Below are 16,229 nucleotides of genomic sequence, written 5' to 3'. Positions count from 1 at the left end.
CGACGGCGAGCGGCTACCGCCGCGCGCCGCTCGCCTGGCTTCGCGCGTCTTCGTCGGTCCAGGGCACGATGTCGTACACGTTGGGCCCGTCCGGCCGGCGCGCGGAGGCGCCGACTGCCTTCACCATGTTCCTGGCTCCCGCGTTGACGGCGCGGATGCGCACGGCGTGCATCTGCCCCTTGTCGGCCGCGGTGGACAACCCGGTGGGCCAGCGGGGCGCTTCGGCCGGCGCGGGCTGGACACGGCGGTCCAGCCAGGATTGCAAGTCCTTCCATTCCGAACCGCCCTGCTTCTCGAGCGCGGCCTGGGCGGCGGGATGCCGGCAGCACACCCAGGCGTCCAGCAGGAGGCGCAGCGCGGCGTCGCGAGAAGGCGTTCCAGGCTCGCCGCCGCCCAGCCGCGCCGCTTTCGCCACGTACAGCTCGCCCAGGTCCCGCTTGGCCGCGGTGTGCCCCTGCGCCAAGGCCGCTTGAAGGTACTTCGCCGCCTTGTCCTCGTCGGACGGAACGCCGGCGGCCCCTTGCATGTGCATCCGGCCGAGGCGCCACTGGGCCTCCGCGACGCCTGCGTCCGCGCCGCGCCGGTACCACTCGAGCGCCTGCGCGGGATCGCGGGGCACCAGCTCCCCTTTTGCGAACAGTCGCTCGAGATTTCCCCTGGCTTCCGGGATGCTGTTGGCGGCAAGCGCGTAGCGTTCCACCGCAGCCTGCGGATCGGCGGGCAGGCCCAGGCCCTTCTCGTGCATCCACCCCAGGTTGTTCATGGCCGACATCTGGCCGGCGTCGGCGGCCTTGCGCAACAGGGGCAGCGCCCTGGCGGCATCGGCGCTCATGCCTTCGCCGCGCAGGAAAAGCGTGCCCAGGCGCGCTTGCGCCCAGGAGCTGCCCTGGTCCGCGGCGGACTTGTACAGCTCGATCGCACGCGGCAGGTTGCGCTGCACGCCACGGCCCCCTTCGTACATCTCCGCCAGGTCGAGCGGCGCCCGCGTGTCGCCCTGGTCGACGATGCGGGTCAGCAGGCGCACCGCCTCGTCGTTCTGCCCCTTCGCCAGATGGATCTGCGCGAGGCGGTAGCGGGCTTCGGTGCTGCCGCCGTCCGCCAGCGGCTGGTAGATCTGGATCGCGCGCTCCAGGTCGCGCGGCACACCGCGGCCGGTCTCGTACAGCTCCGCGAGCACCATCTTGGCCATCGTTTGGCCCTGGTCGGCCGCCGCCTGGTACCAGCGCAGCGCCTCGGCCATGTTGTTCGCCTGTTCGGCTTGCACCGCCACCTCGTATTGGGAGTCGGCATCGCCGGCCTGGGCAAGCTCCAGGGGCGTCCTGGCGGTCTGCGCCTGCGCGGGTGCCGCGGCGATGCGGGAGCGGTCGAAGCTGTCCTTCTCGACGCTCCGGCCTTGTCCCGCCGCCACCAGAAGCAGGCGCTTGGCCTCTTCGTCACCGGCCTGCGCGGCCTTGCGGTACCACTGCAGGGCCGCGGCTTCGTCCTTGGGCCCGGCCACGCCCCGCTGGTCCATCACGCCCAGTTGCACCATCGCGCGCGGCGAACCTTGCGCCGCGGCGCGTTGCGCTTCCATGCGGGCTTGCGGCATCTGCTGCTGGAAGGCCAGGGCGCGCGCAAGCTGCGCCCGGTGCCGCGCCGGCGACGAAGGCTCGGCCACCGCCTGCCGGCAGGCCGCCACGGCTTCCTGGACGATCTCCGGCTGCCGCATGCAACTCGCCGGCAGGCCGGCAGTGACCTTGTCGCGCGCGTTCGGGTCTCCCGCGAGCTGGTCGCACCGCGGCGCCGCACTCGCCTGCCTGATCTGCTCGCGGCACCGGAACAACTCCGGCATCCGGTCCCAGCGCAGGGCTTCACCTTCGTCCTTCGGCACGCCCAGGCCGCCCTTGTACATCCGCGACATGTGGTGCGCGGCCGCCGCATGGCCGGCGTTGCCGGCCTTCGAGAACCAGTCCATGGCGGCCTTGGAATCCTGCGGCAGCCATTGCCCCGCGCGCGCCAGTTGTCCCAGCCACGTCATCGCCCACAGTTCGCCGGCATCCGCCTGCTGGCGATACCAGGCCAACGGCACGGACACGTCGAACGGCGGCTGGGGCGGATGGAGCCGCAACGGGTTGGTGTCGCCGTCCGTGGCCAGGCGCTCCGCCGCGTCGCGCCAGAGCGCCGCGGCGCGCTCGCGGTCCTGCGCAACGGCGCGGCCCGCCCAGTGCCATTGCCCCAGCAGCACCATCGCCCCCGCGTCATGGGCCTGGGCCGCGCGCTGGAAGTAGTTGGCCGCCTCCCTGTCGTCGCGCGGCACGCCCCAGCCCTGGGCCCAGAGCACGCCCAGGTTGTAGTTGGCGAGAGCCCCGACGGCGCCGCCGGAGCGCGCCTGCAGAAAAAGCTCCCTCGCCTGCGCGTACGAACCTGCGGCCGCGCTGAGCACCCCCAGCAGGACACGGCCTTCGTCGGCACCGAGTTCCGCGCTCCGCCGCGCCGCCTGATCCCCCTGCGCATCCTTGCCGGCGAGCAGCCGCAGCTTGGCCAGCACCGCGAAGGTCCAGCCGTCGTTGGGGCGGATCTCCTTCGCTTGCTCGCACTGCGCCAAGGCTTCATTCAGCCGCGGCATGAGTTCCGCGATCTGCGGCGCGTGGCCGTAGAAGTCCCGGTCGGATGAACCCAGCCCGAGCGGGCCATACCCCAGGCATTGGTAGTCGGGCCCATCGGCGGCCCGCGACGGCAACGGCGACAGGATCGCCGCGACGACGAGGAAGCGATGCGCGAGTCTCGTGAGTGCCGACATGGGTTGCTCCTGGCTCTGCCTGAATCGCATCGCGGGGCGCGCGAATCCCGGGAAACCGCCTCCGGCCCGGCGATGGCTGACGGGACAATACAGGCTGAGGCCGATTCCGAAGAGGACGATCCTGCATTTGCAGCAGAGTCCGCGTCGCCGGAAAGTGGTCCGGGCCTGGCAGTTGACCGGCCCGCCTGCGCGCTGTATGAATGCCATGCGCACGGCCTTCGCTCGGCCGTTCCGGGAGGCGTCCATGGCACCCGACTCATCGCCCGCCGTGATCTACAGGCACCGCCTGCCGGTGCGGATCATGCATTGGATCAACGTCGTCTGCGTGCTGGCGCTGCTGGGCAGCGGCCTGCAGATCTTCAACGCCCATCCGGCTCTTTACTGGGGCAAGGACTCGCGGCCGCAAACCCGCGTTCTGGAGATCGGACAGCGGCGTGACGGCGGGGCCCTGGTGGGTGTCACCCGCATCGGCGATCGTGAGTTCGTCACCGACGGCGTGCTCGGCATGTCGCGCGGCCCGGATGGTTCCGTCCTGCCCCAGGCGTTTCCGCCGTGGGCCACGATCCCCGGCAGCCAGTGGCTCGCCATGGGCCGCATGTGGCACTTCTTCTTCGCGTGGCTGTTCGTCCTCAACGGCGTGGCATACCTGCTGTGGACGGTCTTCAGCGGCCACCTGCGCCACGACCTGGTGCCCACGGGCCGGGAGTGGCGAGGGATCGGGCGATCCGTTGTCGACCACCTGCTGCTGCGGCATCCGACGGGGCAGGACGCGAGACGCTACAACGTCCTCCAGAACATCGCCTACCTCTCGATCGTCTTCATCGTGCTTCCGCTGATCGTCGTGTGCGGGATGGCCATGTCGCCGCGGCTGGATGCCGTGTTCCCCGGCTGGGTGGATTGGCTTGGCGGCCGTCAGGCCGCGCGCACCTTGCACTTCGCCGGGGCACTGCTGCTGGTCGGCTTCGTGCTGGTCCATCTCTTCGAGGTGGTCGTGACCGGGTTGGCCAACAACCTGCGATCGATGCTCACGGGCTACTGGAGGATCCCGCGATGACCTCCACGGGCAGGAGCAAGGCCGAACACGGCCGCGAGCGCCGCCGGCTGCTGCGGGCCGCCCTGGCCACGGCCGCGGGCGGCGTGCTGGCGGGCTGCGATCGGCTGAGCCACGACGAGCGGGCCGTTCGCGTGCTGGGCAGCGCCGAGGCGCTGACGCGCGAGGTGCAACGCCGGTTGACGGGGCCCGCGCTGGCGCAGGAGTTCTCGCCGGCGGACATCGCACCGGTGTTCCGATCCAACGGCACGACCCTGCCCGGGGGCGGGTATGCCGCGCTCGCGCGGGACGGATTCGCGAACTGGCGGTTGCGCGTCGAGGGCCTCGTCGAGCGGCCGGCCGCCTTCACGCTGGCGCAGCTGCGCGCGATGCCGTCGCGCACCCAGATCACCCGCCACGACTGCGTCGAGGGCTGGAGTTGCATTGGCCAATGGACGGGCGTGCCCCTGTCGCACGTGCTGCAGCTCGTGGGCGCGAAGCCGCAGGCGCGCTACGTCGTCTTCCACTGCATGGACGTGATGACCGAGGGTGACTACCGCGTGCCGTACTACGAGAGCACCGACATGGACGAGGCATTGCACCCGCAGACCCTGCTCGCGTGGGGCCTGAACGGCGGCGCCTTGCCCATCGAGAACGGCGCGCCGCTACGGGCCCGCATCGAGCGGCAGCTCGGCTACAAGCAGCCCAAGTACCTGCACAGGGTGGAGCTGGTCGACAGTTTCGCGGCGCTGGGACGCGGCCATGGCGGCTATTGGGAGGACCTGGGCTACAACTGGTACGGCGGCATCTAGGCCCGGCACGCAGAACGGAAGCCTGCTGTCGCCCCACGGCAGACGCCAATCACGGAAGGCGATGGCGGGTTGAGAGAAGGCTGCCTACGTGCGTTGATAGGCCACCAGTGATGAACTGCTGGAGGAGGGCTGGATCTGGCGGATGCGCAAGACTTTCCCATCCACCTTGGCCTCGTAGCCCCGTTTCTGGCCTGAGAGATTCGTTGAAACCTTCTCCCCCTGGCAGCCCTTGTATGACGTCGTTTCCTGGCCATCGGCTATGTTCAGCTCCAGTTTGCCGCCGGCGACGAAGGCCATGCCGGACATTCTGGATTCCGTCACCTTGAAGCAGTTCGCGCCACGCTTGCTGCTGGCATGCGACGTCCAGGTGAACTTGCCATCGCGCTGGATCTGCAGATCGCCTTTCCGCTCGACCTCGTACGGCTTGTAGCCGTTGCGCACTCCATAGTCGAAGCTGCCCACCCCGCCGTTGCCGATGGTGCCGATGCGCTGACCGCTGGGCAAGCCAAACGAGCTGCTCACGACTTCCGGGCCGTACTCAAGCTCCGTGTGCGTGCCATTGACTTGCCAGCGCCCCATCACGTCCGAAACACCGGCGGGAGACTTGCCCGCCGCATCCGCGGCGGCGCCGACGGATGCCCAACCCAATACGAACAGGCCGATGCCCCATCGAACTTTCCGGGCAAATTGACGGTTCAACCGCGAATCGGTATTCATGATCAGTCCTTGAAAAATGCACGGCGCACGCATTCCAGTTTGGCGCATGAGCAGCCCGGATCGCAGCGCCATGCACCTCTCAATGCGCGGCAGCCAACCAAGTGCATCGCTCTGCCGCCATGTTCACAGACTCATCGACGCGCCAACCTGCTGCATACGCACGACAAGTCGGTCACGCCCGGGTCAAGGCCCTGGGTGTCTACTGAAGGAGAGCGGCTGCCGTGGAGGCGCCGCGGGGGGCCAGCATGAAATGGGCTTGTCCATCCAGCCCCGTCGTTCTAAGCGCCCAGATCACGGATTCCTCTCCGGCGTCAGCCCGCAGGCGGGCGGCTATCAACTGCAGGTAACTCCAATGCTGCCTGCGGCCTTCTTTCCAGCCCGTCATGAAGGCCCCCACGAATTCCGCCGGCAGGCACCGGCGTGCCCAATCCCGCTGCTGCGACGAACGCTGGCCGTAGATCGAAACGAACAGGCGCAGCTCGTCGACGAGGTGCTGCAGGAGCTGCAAATCCTCTTTCTGGCCGGGACGGCGTCTCATGCTGGTTTGACGCATCCAGTTGAGAGGCGCGGTGGTGCGGATCGGCATCGGATGGGGTCGACCGTCAGCCGGCAGACTCGACCAGCGTGCGAGGTTCCGCTGCCCACTGTGAGTACAGCCTGATCTGCCGCAAGACGCCGGTGACCGTCAGGCCGTCGGTGGCCGTGAATCCGCTTCCGCCAGAGACCAGGCTTTCCGCCTCCTCGCACGCCTGCTCGAACGGCAACAGGCCCGCAGGCCCCCCTGCAACACGCATCATCGAGAAGTACGGGTGCATGTCGAAGTCGTTGGCCACTTCGATCGCGATCCCATTGTCAAGGGCGATCCGGAACGAAGAGATCGCGATGGATGCTTCATCGCGGACCGCGGACAGTCGAAGATCCGGCCAGCGTGTGCGTACGAATTCCTGCACGTGGCAGATCATCAGGTGCTGAGGTGTAACTGACATATCGGAGCGAGAAGACACCGCCCCGCGACCGAGCAGCCGCGCCAGCGCGCGGGTCGATGATCGGCCCAACCTGCCGATGAGCATATCCCTCGGATGCACGACTTCGGGGGATGCCGGTCCATGCAGCTCCGGCGGCAAGCGCCTGCTTGGTCACTCCGCGGCCCAGGCCAGCACCAGCAGCACGGCGATGGGCGGCAGCAGGCCCCAGAAGCCCAGTCCGCGGTGGATGAAGCCGGCGGCGACCGCGCCCGCCGAGAAGGCGGCGACCGGCAGCGCCTGCCGGCGCACTCGCAGCGCGGAACGCGCCCGGTCCGCGCCGCGGCCGCGAAGCGCGTTGATCCGTTCCAGCGTCTCCAGCTCCTTCAGGCGCAGGGTGACGGGTGTCCTCCATCACCTTGGCCGTGTTGAGCAGCGAGCGCGTCGCGGCGGTCACCTTGTCCTTGTGAGGATCTCTTGGCCCGTCACTTCCATCACCTGCAGGCGCAGATCCACGAGTTCCACCGTGATGTTGCGGCCGAACTTCCAGAACGCGTAGCTGCTGGCATCGAGCAGGCGCGGCGGCGTGGAAAGCAGACGCGCACCTTCTCCACCTTCCCGGACAAGACGACAGCTGCGTCGAGGACTCCAGCGGATTGCGGCAATACCCCATGAGCAGGAGAGAAAAACTCGTGAGGGCGTCCACCCCACTGGTACCCTCGTAAGCCATGCCGAAACCGCACCGAACGAAAGAGAACGCCCACTGGACACCGGCTGCGGCCCAGCTTGCCAAGTCGAAGCCCTATTCCGTCCAGGCACTGCAGTCACGCCGGGTAGCCGACATCGTTGCGGCAAGTAGCGAACTTGGCTTTGCCCTGTTCCACACGAACCTGAGCGACCTGGCCTGCACGGTGCCGACCGCGCAGAAGCAGCTCGCCGAGTGGCTGCGTTTGCCAACGCCCGCGCTCACCAAGCGGGATTTGCTGCAAGAGCAACTGACGAATGCCCTCCTGCAGGACCGCCCTGCCGCCGGGTACGTCTTCCTGCTCGAGAAACTGCCCTCCAGCCATGAACACTCCGAGGTGAGAGAGGTGCTGTTGGACTGCTTCGCCGATGCGGCGGAGTTTTGGGAGGAAAAGGCGATCCCCTTTCGCTGCTTCCACTCGGCTGGCCGCAGTGTCGCGACGCCATCAAGCCGAGCGCTTGCCTTGGTCAGTCCATTCAGCATCGGCGCTGCCGCGATCGGCTAGATGCCTGGCGTTGGGTAACCTCATTCCATGCAGCCCAATCGGGTCGACACGTTAGCTCAGCTGCGATCGCACTCGGCGCATGCTCCGGGAATGGATTGGCACGCGCGCTTGTTTCCGGGTGAGTCGAATGGGGGCAAGGTCACGCCGGATGACTTGGATGCCGCCTTGGGACTGCCGGGAATCACTGCGCTCACCGTTTGCGGCCTGGACCAGAAGTCATTCGAGCACCTTGCCGTCAGATATCGCACGACGCTCACGGCGATCCACTTCTGGAAGTGTCCCCGGATCGAGGACTTGTCGCCCCTCGAGGAGATGAGTGCGCTGACGCACGTGGCGTTCTTCTGGAATCAACGCGCGACCAGGCTCTGGGACTTGAGGAAGACGACCGGGTTGCGAGGTCTTCACTTTGACGACTTCACAAGGCTCCGGGATCTGAGTGATCTCGAAACCGGCGTGGGCCTGGTTGAGCTGGCGTTCGGGAACGCGGTGTGGACGACCTTCGCGTTGCCATCGCTTGGCCCCCTTTCCGGGCTCTCCAATCTCAAGGCGCTTCATTTCAATTTGAAGAAGGTCGCCGACGGCAGCATTGCCCCATTGGCAAGGCTGACCGGGCTCAGGGAGCTGGAGTTCTCGCCGAACCTTTTCACCACCGACCAACTTGCCTGGCTGCGTGCCCGACTTCCCATGGAAGTCAGCTCAAGTGTCCTGCAGCCTTTTCGGATGCTCGCGCAACCTGTCACGAGAGGCTCGAAGGAACTGGACGTACTGGTCGCAGGAAAGGGAAAGCCGCTTCTCTCGACGCGAGCCGATTCAGCGAAGCTTCAGCGATACGTCGCAGCCTTCAACGACGCGCTGTCGAAGTATGCGGCTGACCCCGATCTTGAGCCGGAGGTGGCGGGTTGAGGTCTGACATGCCGGTCACCTGAGACTCACAGGAGCCATGACCGGCAGCTATCCCGCGGAGGACAAAAGCGCCGCGATGGCGGCGAGGTGGGATTCCTTCAGCTGCTGAGGCTTCACTTCATCTTCAGCGGCAGTCTCGTTCTCGTGATCCTGGAGCGCGGACCGCACTTCCTCCAGGCTGGCATACACGATGACTTCCTGCTTCGGGCACATGTGCCGCATCGTGTGGTACCAGTAATAGCCGTCCGCGCCACCGAACAAGCGGTCGATCGCCGCCAGGTCTGTCGGCCGCACGCCGCGCTTCTGGAGGATCTCATCAAGGACTTTGTGGGACAGCGTGAACGGCATGGGGCGGGGGCGCAGTGGATGCTGCGAAGTGCACTGGGTAACCCGTGATTATCGTTTTTCGGCCGTTGCCGGCCGGGAGCAAGGGTGGGGACGTGCGCCCCTACCTGCACGGCGCGGTCGCGTACCTGGACGTCGTTCGCCAGGAACGCCTTGTGTTTCCGGGTGGCCTTTACTTCGATGTGCCCGCCGGTGCCCGCGCGGTTTACGTCGGAACGGTGCGGTATCACCGCAACGACTTCAACAGGATCACTCGCGTCGAGGTCATTGACGAGCGCGATGACGTTTCGGCTTTGCCCGGCACTCCCGCCGAGCGTGCGCAAGTCGTTCCGGCGTTGCTGAAGCCCGTGGATGGTCTCCGCTGAAGGGGAATGAAAAACGGCCGCTCGCGGCGGCCGTCCTCGATCCCCGGCGGGAGGATCAGAGCGCAGCGTCCTTCAGCTTCTTCAGCGGACGGACCTTCAGCTTCGTGGTCGCGGGCTTGGCCTTGAACACGGTCTCTTCCTTCGTGAAGGGGTTGATCCCCTTGCGGGCCTTCTTGGCCGGAACCGCGATGGCGGTGACCTTCAGCAGCCCGGGCAGGACGAACGCACCGGCGCCCTTCTTGTTGACGGACGCGAGGACCGCGCCTTCCAGCGCGGCCATCACGGCCTTGACGGCCTTGGGCTCGACGCCCGACGACTGGGACAGGTGATTCACCAGGCCGGTCTTGTTGAGCGCTTCCTTGATCGGCTTCATCGGGGCCGCCGAGGGCTTCGCAGCCTTCGCGGCCTTCGCCGTGGTCTTCGCGCTGCCGCGCGCGGGGGTCGATTTCTTGGTGGCCGGCTTGGCCTTCTTAGCAGTTGCCATGGATTCCATCAGTGACTGCCTCGGACATCCGAGGTGCGTGAAATTCTAGAGGCAATGCGTGCGGCGCAGTGCTCGCGCACTTTGCTCAAGCGTCGGCAGCCCCGGGATTCTTCGCTGCCGAGGCGGGCAGCCCGAAAACCCGGTCGAACGCCCACGTGAACGCGATGGCGTAGACGAAGAAGAACACGAGAAGCGCCAGGTTGGCCACGAACGCCGCCGCCGGGGAAATGCCGAGCCAGAGCGACATGACCGGAACGAGGATGACCACCAGGCCCCCCTCGAACCCGGCGCCGTGCGCAAGCCGCCTCGCGAACGAGCGCCCGGGCACGGCTTGCCGCGCTTCCCAAAGCTCGAAGATCCAGTTGAAAACGTAGTTCCACGCCAGCGCGATGGTGGACAGCACGACGGCCAGCCCGAAGGTGGAGGCTTTCGGCTGGTCGAAGGCGAAGCCCAACGCGGGTCCCACGACTGCGATGGCGATCGCTTCATACAGGACGGCTTGGAGAACGCGGCGGGAGACGGGTGACATCATGGGCGGGATGCGAGCGCGGGGTGGTCCCGCACCGTGGTGACAGGCTGTTCCGCTGCAAGGCTACGGAGATCGCCGCGCACGTGCCGCGCGAAGGCTGAGAAGCCCCGGAACGCATGGGTGGTTCGGCTGCAACACCTGCGCCTGCGCCTGCGCCTGCGCCTGCGCCCGAGTCTGCTCCTGGCAGGAAGCAGACACGCCATCCCCTTCACTCGCGCGGCACCGGGGGATCTTTCGCGCGGTTCCCGATGCCTTGAGAGCATCACGCCGAATGAATTTCCCAAAGCGGAACGAAGCGATTAGCTTCCCGAAATCGCCGTCACTCAGGATGGATTTCTGGCATGCCCCCTGCGCGCTCGACGCAATCGACTACCCGATCGAGAAGTGAGTATTGCGGCAGCGACCACTGCATCAATGCCTGCGGCGCAATGTTCCCTAACGAAATGGACCCTGCACAGGGTGCTATCTAGACTTTCCCGTGTTCGATCAGCAACGGAGACAAGAAGATGGCCGCCAACACTGCCTTGCGCAAGCAACTCCTTGAAGCCATGGCGTCTGCCATCCAGTCCCGGATTCCCAGCGCCATGGTCGATCCGGTCACGTACGACAATCGCAGGGGCATCCATTCGCTCTGGATCGTCCTGCGCAGCGGGATCGAGCTGGCGCTGGCCGACTGCCCCGACGGGGCTGACACGCGTTTCGTCGCGATGCGCGCATCGGAGGGAATGCCGTTCAAGCTGCCCTTCGAAGGCGCGTACGAGGACGGCTGCGGGGTGACCGATTCGCTGACCTCGCAAGCGGTCCTCGAACTGCTCGATGCGTACGAGGCGTTGGCGGAACTCGCCCTGACAGTGTCCTAGCGGCCCGCGCGCCACCATGGAACACCTGACGCAAGCGAACACCCGCCCCATCGCGATCCTGGCCTACCACCAGATCGCGCCCGCGCCCCGGCGCGGCACGCCTGTCAGGTCGCTCTTCCTTCCAGGCTGGCGATTCGCGCTGCAACTGCGGGCGCTGAAGCTGCTGGGCTGGCGAGGACTTTCGATCCGTGACCTGGAGCCCTACCTGGCGGGCAGGCAGAGCGGCAAGGTGTTCGGCATCACCCTGGACGATGGCTACCTGAACACCTACGAACGCGCGCTGCCCACCTTGCTGGAGCTGGGCTTCACCGCGACCACCTTCGTGGTGAGCGCGCAAATCGGCGGGACCAATGCATGGGACCACGATCAGGGCGCCGTGCCGGCCCCATTGATGGGGGTCGACCACCTGCGCGGATGGATAGCGGCGGGCATGGAAGTCGGTGCGCACACCCGCCACCATGTTCACCTGTGCCGGTGCGATGCGGCCACTGCGCGTTCGGAGATCGAAGGCAGCAAGCGGGAGCTCGAAGACTCGCTGGGCGTCCCGGTGCGCAGCTTCTGCTACCCCTACGGAGAGCACAGGGCGGAGCACGCCGAGATGGCGCGCCGGGCGGGCTATGTCAACGCCACCACCACTGTCAGTTCGCGGGCGCATCCCGGCCGGGACGATCCGATGCGGCTTCCACGCATTTCGATCGAGCTTCACACCAACCTGCCCGTCCTGGTGGCGAGGGTCACGACAGGCATTCGCAGGTGGGAAGCGTCTCGCGGCACACGCGTGGCCGGCGCGAATCCGGCCCAGCACCCGCCATTGAGATTCCCCGAAGACAGTGCGTGGGGGCAGATGGCGGACACCGTCGGGGACTCGCGGCTCTAGCCCGCCGGCGCCTACTGCGGCAACCGCCTGCGGAGTCCCTGCCACGGCAGGCAGCCCAGGCCGGCGCGCGCGGCGGCACTTCCTTCGATCGCGCAGTCGCCGCCGGCCAGCCATTGCACCTTGGCCACGGGCCGATCCCAGAACTCGGACAGGCGCACGACTTCGGTGACCTTGCCGATCATCACGAAGGAACGGCTCGAGAACAAGGGCAGCTGCGGCGGGATGCCTTCGATGCGCAGGTAGGCACCGCCGTACGCCGCCACCGCGGAACCCGCCGACTGCCGCTCGATCAGCCGGAACGGCCCCGCGACCGTGCCGCCGACCAGCAGGTGCGCGTTGTCGGCCAGCATGGACAAGCCGTCGCGGCGGTAGCTCGAGTCCACCTTGGGCAGCCAGTCCGCCAGAAGGCGCGCCACCTCAGCCTCCTCGGCCTGGAAGACCGCCTTTTCCTCCTGCAGCCGCGCACCGGCCTTCTGCGCGTCGGCTGCGCGGCGGGCATTCTGCGTGCGCACGCGGGCCACCTCTTCGGCGTTCAAATCGCGCCACTTCGCATTCGTGGCTTCGCACTCGTTCACCGATTGGGCGCGCGCCTGGGCGGACGGCGCCCGCCCTTTCGGCCTTTCGGCGGCTTCGCGCTCGACTTCCGCTTCGCAGTCCTTCAACGCCATCAGCGAGGGCTTCAGCTCCGAGTAGTCGCCGCGCAAAGTGGGTTCGGGCCGCCCCGTCACAGTCTGCGCCACCGCATGCAGCGCCGCGCAGGCCAGTACCAGGGCACAGAAGGTTCGGGCGATGGGGCGCATGCAGGGCGTCGAAAGCGGCGGGTCGACGCATTCTGCGGCGTGGCAGGCATCCTGCGGATGCAGGAGCGCGAGTTCCCGCCGCCTCAGAAACCTTCCAGCACCACCTTGCCCTTGGCCCGGTGGCTTTCAAGGAACGCGTGCGCGCGTTGCAGGTTGGCGGGCGTGATGCGGCGAAGCTCTCGCCCGCGGTCGTGCGCAGCACGCCTTCGTCCACCAGGCTGGACACCCGCGCCAGCAGCTCGTGCTGGCGCACCATGTCCGGTGTCTCGAACATCGACCGCGTGAACATCAGCTCCCAATGCAGCGACAGCCTTTTGGACTTCAGGGGCATCGCAAGCAGTTCTCGCCGGCCGTGCAGGCCTGGCTGCGCGAAAGGTTCGATGCGCTGGGACCGCCACCCGGGCAGCTTGTGGAACCACCGGCCGCCCGGTCTGCCTAGCACATCCGTCCGGCCTGGACGGACGTGCTTGAGCGAGGCGGGGGTATGCTGCCGGCCTTTAACCGGACCAACTGCATGACCCAACCCGAAACGTCCAAGAAGAACTCCGCCTTCATGAAGGCGCTGAAGCCCAGCCCCGAGCTGGCAGCCGTGATCGGCCCCGAGGCTGTGCCACGCACCGAAGCCACCAAGCGCCTCTGGGAATACATCAAGGCCCACAACCTGCAGAACCCCGCGAACAAGCGGAACATCCTTTGCGACGACAAGCTCAAGGCCGTGATGGGCAAGGGTGAGGTCACGATGTTCGAGATGACCGGACTGGTCGGCAAGCACCTGCACGCAGCCTGACCGGCCTGCACCGGCAGGCCGCCAGGCTTGCGTGCCGGGTGCCCAGTGGCAGGGTTCCCGGCTGCCTCCGCGGCCTAAGCCGCGGCTCGGTGTTCTTCGCGGTCCAGCTCGTGCGTCAGGACCAGCGACCAGACCGTCAGCACCACGGCGACGATGCCGGCGGCCATGGCGTCGTCACGCGCGGACACGTTGCCGCTGTACCTCAGGACCCAGGGCGAGACGACCATCCAGATCCCGAGCGCAAGGTTGACCCACTCCTCCCACAGGCTGCGCATATTCAGGGCGGCGATCGAAAACACGAAGAACGCCGCGCCGATGACGAAGAAGTTCCAGCTCTGGTTCGGCAGTTCGGCGCGGAAGCCGAGCAGCCACGGTGACACGAAAAGCCAGATGCCGAGCAGCAGGGTGAGCCAGTCCTGCCAACGCTTGTTCGCGGTTCGATGTGCCATGTCGTCACTCCTTGAAAGATGGACTCCCAGGGTAAGACGATTGGAAGCGGAATGGTGGCTCGGCGGGAGAAAAAAGATCGTGACACGATATTTTTTTGCCCTTCGCCGAGGCAGCCGAAAAGCTCTGCCTGCTTCAGGTCCCGCTGGATCTGGCCGATGAAAGACAATCCGGACCATCCATCTTTTCGCAAGGAATGTTCTTGGCCCGATCCGCGCGTTGGCACGACAAGGTGATCGGATTGCTCCGCGCGGGCAATCCCGATGCCGCCATCGCGCAAATGAAGGTTGCCCCGTCCGTTCGCGAACTGCGATCGCTGCAAGAGGCGCTCGCCGAATCGCAACTGGCTGGCCGCTGGAGGAATGTCGACCAGGCGCTGGCCGACGCGATCCAGGACCTGTCCGCCCCCCGGCTTCACCGGTCGCCTTGACCTCCAGGCGAGAAGCCGGGAGCCGCGCCTCAGGCGAAGCGGTCCAGCCTCAACCGATGCCGCGCATCCGTCGCCCGGCGCGTCGCCAGCAGCACCGCGAAAGCGGCGCCGAAGCCGGTGGCGCCGGCCAGCAGGAAGAGCACGAAGATCTGGTACTTCGCCGCGTCGAACGGCGACATGCCGGCGAGCACCTGGCCGGTCATCATGCCGGGCAACGTGATGATCCCGGCCGCGGACATCTGGTTGATCACGGGGATGATCCCGCTTCTCAGCGCGGCGGCACGCACGCCGCCGAGGGCCTCGTCGCGCGTCGCGCCCAATGCCAGCCTGGCCTCGATCGCCCGCTGCTCGCGCACGACGGCCGTGTTGAAGGAGTTCAGCGTCACGCTGATGCCGCTCATCGCGTTGCCGAGGATGATGCCGAACATCGGGACGGCGAAGCGCGGGTCGTACCACGGTACCGGGTGCAGCAGCGCGATCGCCAGCGCGGTGACGGGAAGCGTCGCCACGGCGATCGTTCCGGCGCCGACCGAGTAGCCCCAGTGGCCCGCGAAGCGGCGTTGCTGGCGCGACATGGTTTCCCACGCCGCGCTGGCCAGCATGGCGAGCAGCACCGCCGACACGAGCCAGGGCGAGCCCAGCGCGAACACCGTCCGGAGCACGAGCCCGACGAAAAGCAGTTGCACGGCCGTCCGCGCGCCGGCGATGAGAAGCGAGCGGCCCACGCCCAGCTGCAGCCGCAGCGACAGCGCCGCATTGGCCACGACCAGCAGCGCGGCGATGCCGAGCGTCCCGTAGGACAGCGGCGCTTCGTTCATGGCTCCAGGGGCCGCAGCTGCCCGGCTTCCATCCTGAACGAGCGCGATGCGATGCGGCGCGCCAGCTCGGGATCGTGGGTCACGAGCAGGATCGAGCAGCCGCGCGCCATGCGGGCCTGCAGCAGCGATTCGATCCGCTCGCGCGTCTCGAGATCCAGGCCGGACGTCGGCTCGTCCAGCAGCAGTGCACGCCCCTCCAGGGTGAGTGCGCGCAGCAGCGCGACGCGTTGGCGCTCGCCGGTGGAAAGACGCGAGACGGGCCAATCGATCGCCTCCGGCGAGAGGCCGGCGGCTGGGAACAGCGACCGCGCTTGCACCGGGTCGCCGAAGTGGTCGCGGATGCGATCGGCCCACCAGCCGGAATCGGCCGGCACATAGGTCACCCGCTTTCGCCAGGTTGGCGCGGGCATCGCGGAGCAGCCGGCACCGTCGAGCGCGCAATCGCCTTCGTGCGGGTCCAGGTCGGCGACCGCGCGCAGCAGCACGGTCTTGCCGCTGCCCGAGCGGCCCTGCACGCTCACGCACTCGCCCGATTCGATGCGCAAATCGACGGGGCCGACGTGCAGGCGCCGAAGTCCGCTGAGTTCGAGCATCGCGCGATTTTCGCCGAACCCGTTGGGACGCGATGCCGGGCAGTGCGCTCTGTCGATCGCAGGTCCCCGGGGCGCCCGCGGTTTTCATCGATACTGCATGGGCAGGATGGCTTCAATTCGCCCGGCAGCGACCATCGGCACTGCACCGGGCCTCCAAGGCCATGCGTGCTTCCATAAACTCGAAGGAATAAAAATGAACTTGAAGAAGATGACCTGCCGCGGCCTGATCGTTTCGCTGCTCGCGCTGTCGTTCCAGACGGCCGGTGCCGGCATGATCGGCGCCGACAAGGCGGCGCCCGCGACGGCCCAGACGGACCGCGCCCTGGTGCTCGAGGTGGTGGCGCGTGCCGACACCGCTTCGCGCCTGCAATCGCTGGGCGTCGACCCCCTCGCCGCGCGCGACCGCGTGGGCGCCATGAGCGACCAGGAAGTGGCGCAGCT

General features: G+C 67.3%; 22 protein-coding genes and 2 pseudogenes. 10 read left to right on the top strand and 14 right to left on the bottom strand.

Translation table 11 applies throughout. The annotated features are described in order from the left end of the window. Positions 1-13: 13 nt before the first annotated feature. Positions 14-2,779: an SEL1-like repeat protein gene (locus tag EZ216_RS19915; protein ID WP_167772993.1), complete on the bottom strand. Its 2,766-nt coding sequence runs from the start codon at positions 2,777-2,779 to the stop codon at positions 14-16. A 244-nt stretch (positions 2,780-3,023) separates the two neighbouring features. Between EZ216_RS19915 and EZ216_RS19910 the strand changes: the two genes are divergently transcribed. Further along, positions 3,024-3,833 (top strand): cytochrome b/b6 domain-containing protein, encoded by an 810-nt coding sequence (locus EZ216_RS19910; RefSeq protein WP_135251548.1) that lies wholly within the window; start codon positions 3,024-3,026, stop codon positions 3,831-3,833. Next, entirely contained in the window at positions 3,830-4,621 is a 792-nt protein-coding gene (locus EZ216_RS19905) for a molybdopterin-dependent oxidoreductase (RefSeq protein ID WP_135251547.1), read from the top strand. The genes EZ216_RS19910 and EZ216_RS19905 overlap by 4 nt, the downstream gene beginning before the upstream one ends. An 84-nt stretch (positions 4,622-4,705) precedes the next feature. Here EZ216_RS19905 and EZ216_RS19900 read toward each other — a convergent pair whose 3' ends face one another. The 5 genes and pseudogenes from EZ216_RS19900 to EZ216_RS21910 all read right to left on the bottom strand — a co-directional run. After that, on the bottom strand, positions 4,706-5,410 hold the full coding sequence (locus tag EZ216_RS19900) for a hypothetical protein (protein WP_135251546.1): 705 nt from the start codon (positions 5,408-5,410) through the stop codon (positions 4,706-4,708). A 127-nt stretch (positions 5,411-5,537) separates the two neighbouring features. Beyond that, positions 5,538-5,924, bottom strand: a complete 387-nt coding sequence (locus tag EZ216_RS19895; RefSeq protein ID WP_135251545.1) for a hypothetical protein — start codon at positions 5,922-5,924, stop codon at positions 5,538-5,540. Between the two features lie 16 nt (positions 5,925-5,940). Next, positions 5,941-6,288, bottom strand: a complete 348-nt coding sequence (locus EZ216_RS19890; RefSeq protein WP_167772992.1) for a hypothetical protein — start codon at positions 6,286-6,288, stop codon at positions 5,941-5,943. A gap of 186 nt (positions 6,289-6,474) precedes the next feature. Then, positions 6,475-6,612 carry a hypothetical protein gene (locus tag EZ216_RS21550; RefSeq protein ID WP_167772991.1) on the bottom strand — a complete coding sequence of 46 codons (138 nt, stop codon included), beginning with the start codon at positions 6,610-6,612 and terminating at the stop codon, positions 6,475-6,477. 144 nt (positions 6,613-6,756) lie between these two features. Then, positions 6,757-6,879, bottom strand: a pseudogene (locus EZ216_RS21910) (slipin family protein); the annotation flags it as partial. A gap of 149 nt (positions 6,880-7,028) precedes the next feature. Here EZ216_RS21910 and EZ216_RS19880 point away from each other — a divergent pair. Then, complete coding sequence (locus EZ216_RS19880) at positions 7,029-7,550, top strand: barstar family protein (protein ID WP_135251543.1); 522 nt, start codon at positions 7,029-7,031, stop codon at positions 7,548-7,550. A 90-nt stretch (positions 7,551-7,640) separates the two neighbouring features. Further along, positions 7,641-8,453 (top strand): leucine-rich repeat domain-containing protein, encoded by an 813-nt coding sequence (locus EZ216_RS19875; RefSeq protein ID WP_135251542.1) that lies wholly within the window; start codon positions 7,641-7,643, stop codon positions 8,451-8,453. 48 nt (positions 8,454-8,501) lie between these two features. Here the strand turns inward: EZ216_RS19875 and EZ216_RS19870 are convergent, their stop codons facing one another. Then, positions 8,502-8,801: a hypothetical protein gene (locus tag EZ216_RS19870; protein WP_135251541.1), complete on the bottom strand. Its 300-nt coding sequence runs from the start codon at positions 8,799-8,801 to the stop codon at positions 8,502-8,504. Between the two features lie 92 nt (positions 8,802-8,893). Here EZ216_RS19870 and EZ216_RS19865 point away from each other — a divergent pair, with 92 nt between their 5' ends. Then, positions 8,894-9,163: a hypothetical protein gene (locus tag EZ216_RS19865; protein WP_205959719.1), complete on the top strand. Its 270-nt coding sequence runs from the start codon at positions 8,894-8,896 to the stop codon at positions 9,161-9,163. A 55-nt stretch (positions 9,164-9,218) separates the two neighbouring features. Here the strand turns inward: EZ216_RS19865 and EZ216_RS19860 are convergent, their stop codons facing one another. After that, positions 9,219-9,647: an HU family DNA-binding protein gene (locus tag EZ216_RS19860; protein WP_135251540.1), complete on the bottom strand. Its 429-nt coding sequence runs from the start codon at positions 9,645-9,647 to the stop codon at positions 9,219-9,221. 85 nt (positions 9,648-9,732) lie between these two features. Continuing rightward, positions 9,733-10,176 (bottom strand): PACE efflux transporter, encoded by a 444-nt coding sequence (locus tag EZ216_RS19855; protein WP_135251606.1) that lies wholly within the window; start codon positions 10,174-10,176, stop codon positions 9,733-9,735. A gap of 506 nt (positions 10,177-10,682) precedes the next feature. On the opposite strand from EZ216_RS19855, the gene EZ216_RS19850 reads away from it, so the two are divergent. Beyond that, positions 10,683-11,036, top strand: coding sequence for a hypothetical protein (locus EZ216_RS19850; RefSeq protein WP_135251539.1), 354 nt, complete (start codon positions 10,683-10,685; stop codon positions 11,034-11,036). A 16-nt stretch (positions 11,037-11,052) separates the two neighbouring features. Beyond that, entirely contained in the window at positions 11,053-11,913 is an 861-nt protein-coding gene (locus EZ216_RS19845) for a polysaccharide deacetylase family protein (protein WP_135251538.1), read from the top strand. Positions 11,914-11,924: 11 nt separating this feature from the next. Here EZ216_RS19845 and EZ216_RS21545 read toward each other — a convergent pair whose 3' ends face one another. After that, complete coding sequence (locus EZ216_RS21545) at positions 11,925-12,713, bottom strand: hypothetical protein (protein WP_167772990.1); 789 nt, start codon at positions 12,711-12,713, stop codon at positions 11,925-11,927. Positions 12,714-12,796: 83 nt separating this feature from the next. Continuing rightward, positions 12,797-13,047, bottom strand: a pseudogene (locus tag EZ216_RS21905) (zinc-binding dehydrogenase); the annotation flags it as partial. 180 nt (positions 13,048-13,227) lie between these two features. Here EZ216_RS21905 and EZ216_RS19830 point away from each other — a divergent pair. Next, positions 13,228-13,500: an SWIB/MDM2 domain-containing protein gene (locus tag EZ216_RS19830; RefSeq protein ID WP_135251535.1), complete on the top strand. Its 273-nt coding sequence runs from the start codon at positions 13,228-13,230 to the stop codon at positions 13,498-13,500. Between the two features lie 74 nt (positions 13,501-13,574). Here the strand turns inward: EZ216_RS19830 and EZ216_RS19825 are convergent, their stop codons facing one another. Beyond that, positions 13,575-13,949, bottom strand: coding sequence for an SPW repeat protein (locus EZ216_RS19825; protein ID WP_167772989.1), 375 nt, complete (start codon positions 13,947-13,949; stop codon positions 13,575-13,577). Between the two features lie 95 nt (positions 13,950-14,044). Between EZ216_RS19825 and EZ216_RS19820 the strand changes: the two genes are divergently transcribed. Beyond that, entirely contained in the window at positions 14,045-14,377 is a 333-nt protein-coding gene (locus EZ216_RS19820) for a hypothetical protein (protein WP_239024458.1), read from the top strand. Between the two features lie 29 nt (positions 14,378-14,406). Here EZ216_RS19820 and EZ216_RS19815 read toward each other — a convergent pair whose 3' ends face one another. Then, entirely contained in the window at positions 14,407-15,195 is a 789-nt protein-coding gene (locus EZ216_RS19815) for an ABC transporter permease (RefSeq protein WP_135251532.1), read from the bottom strand. Then, positions 15,192-15,788: an ABC transporter ATP-binding protein gene (locus EZ216_RS19810; RefSeq protein ID WP_135251531.1), complete on the bottom strand. Its 597-nt coding sequence runs from the start codon at positions 15,786-15,788 to the stop codon at positions 15,192-15,194. The genes EZ216_RS19815 and EZ216_RS19810 overlap by 4 nt, the downstream gene beginning before the upstream one ends. Positions 15,789-15,981: 193 nt before the next feature. Between EZ216_RS19810 and EZ216_RS19805 the strand changes: the two genes are divergently transcribed. After that, positions 15,982-16,229, top strand: a 248-nt coding sequence (locus tag EZ216_RS19805) for a PA2779 family protein (RefSeq protein WP_135251530.1), incomplete at its 3' end; no start/stop codon positions are given.

Source organism: Ramlibacter humi, assembly GCF_004681975.1.
Lineage (GTDB): Bacteria > Pseudomonadota > Gammaproteobacteria > Burkholderiales > Burkholderiaceae_C > Ramlibacter > Ramlibacter humi.
This window is presented reverse-complemented; position numbering and strand designations above follow the sequence as displayed.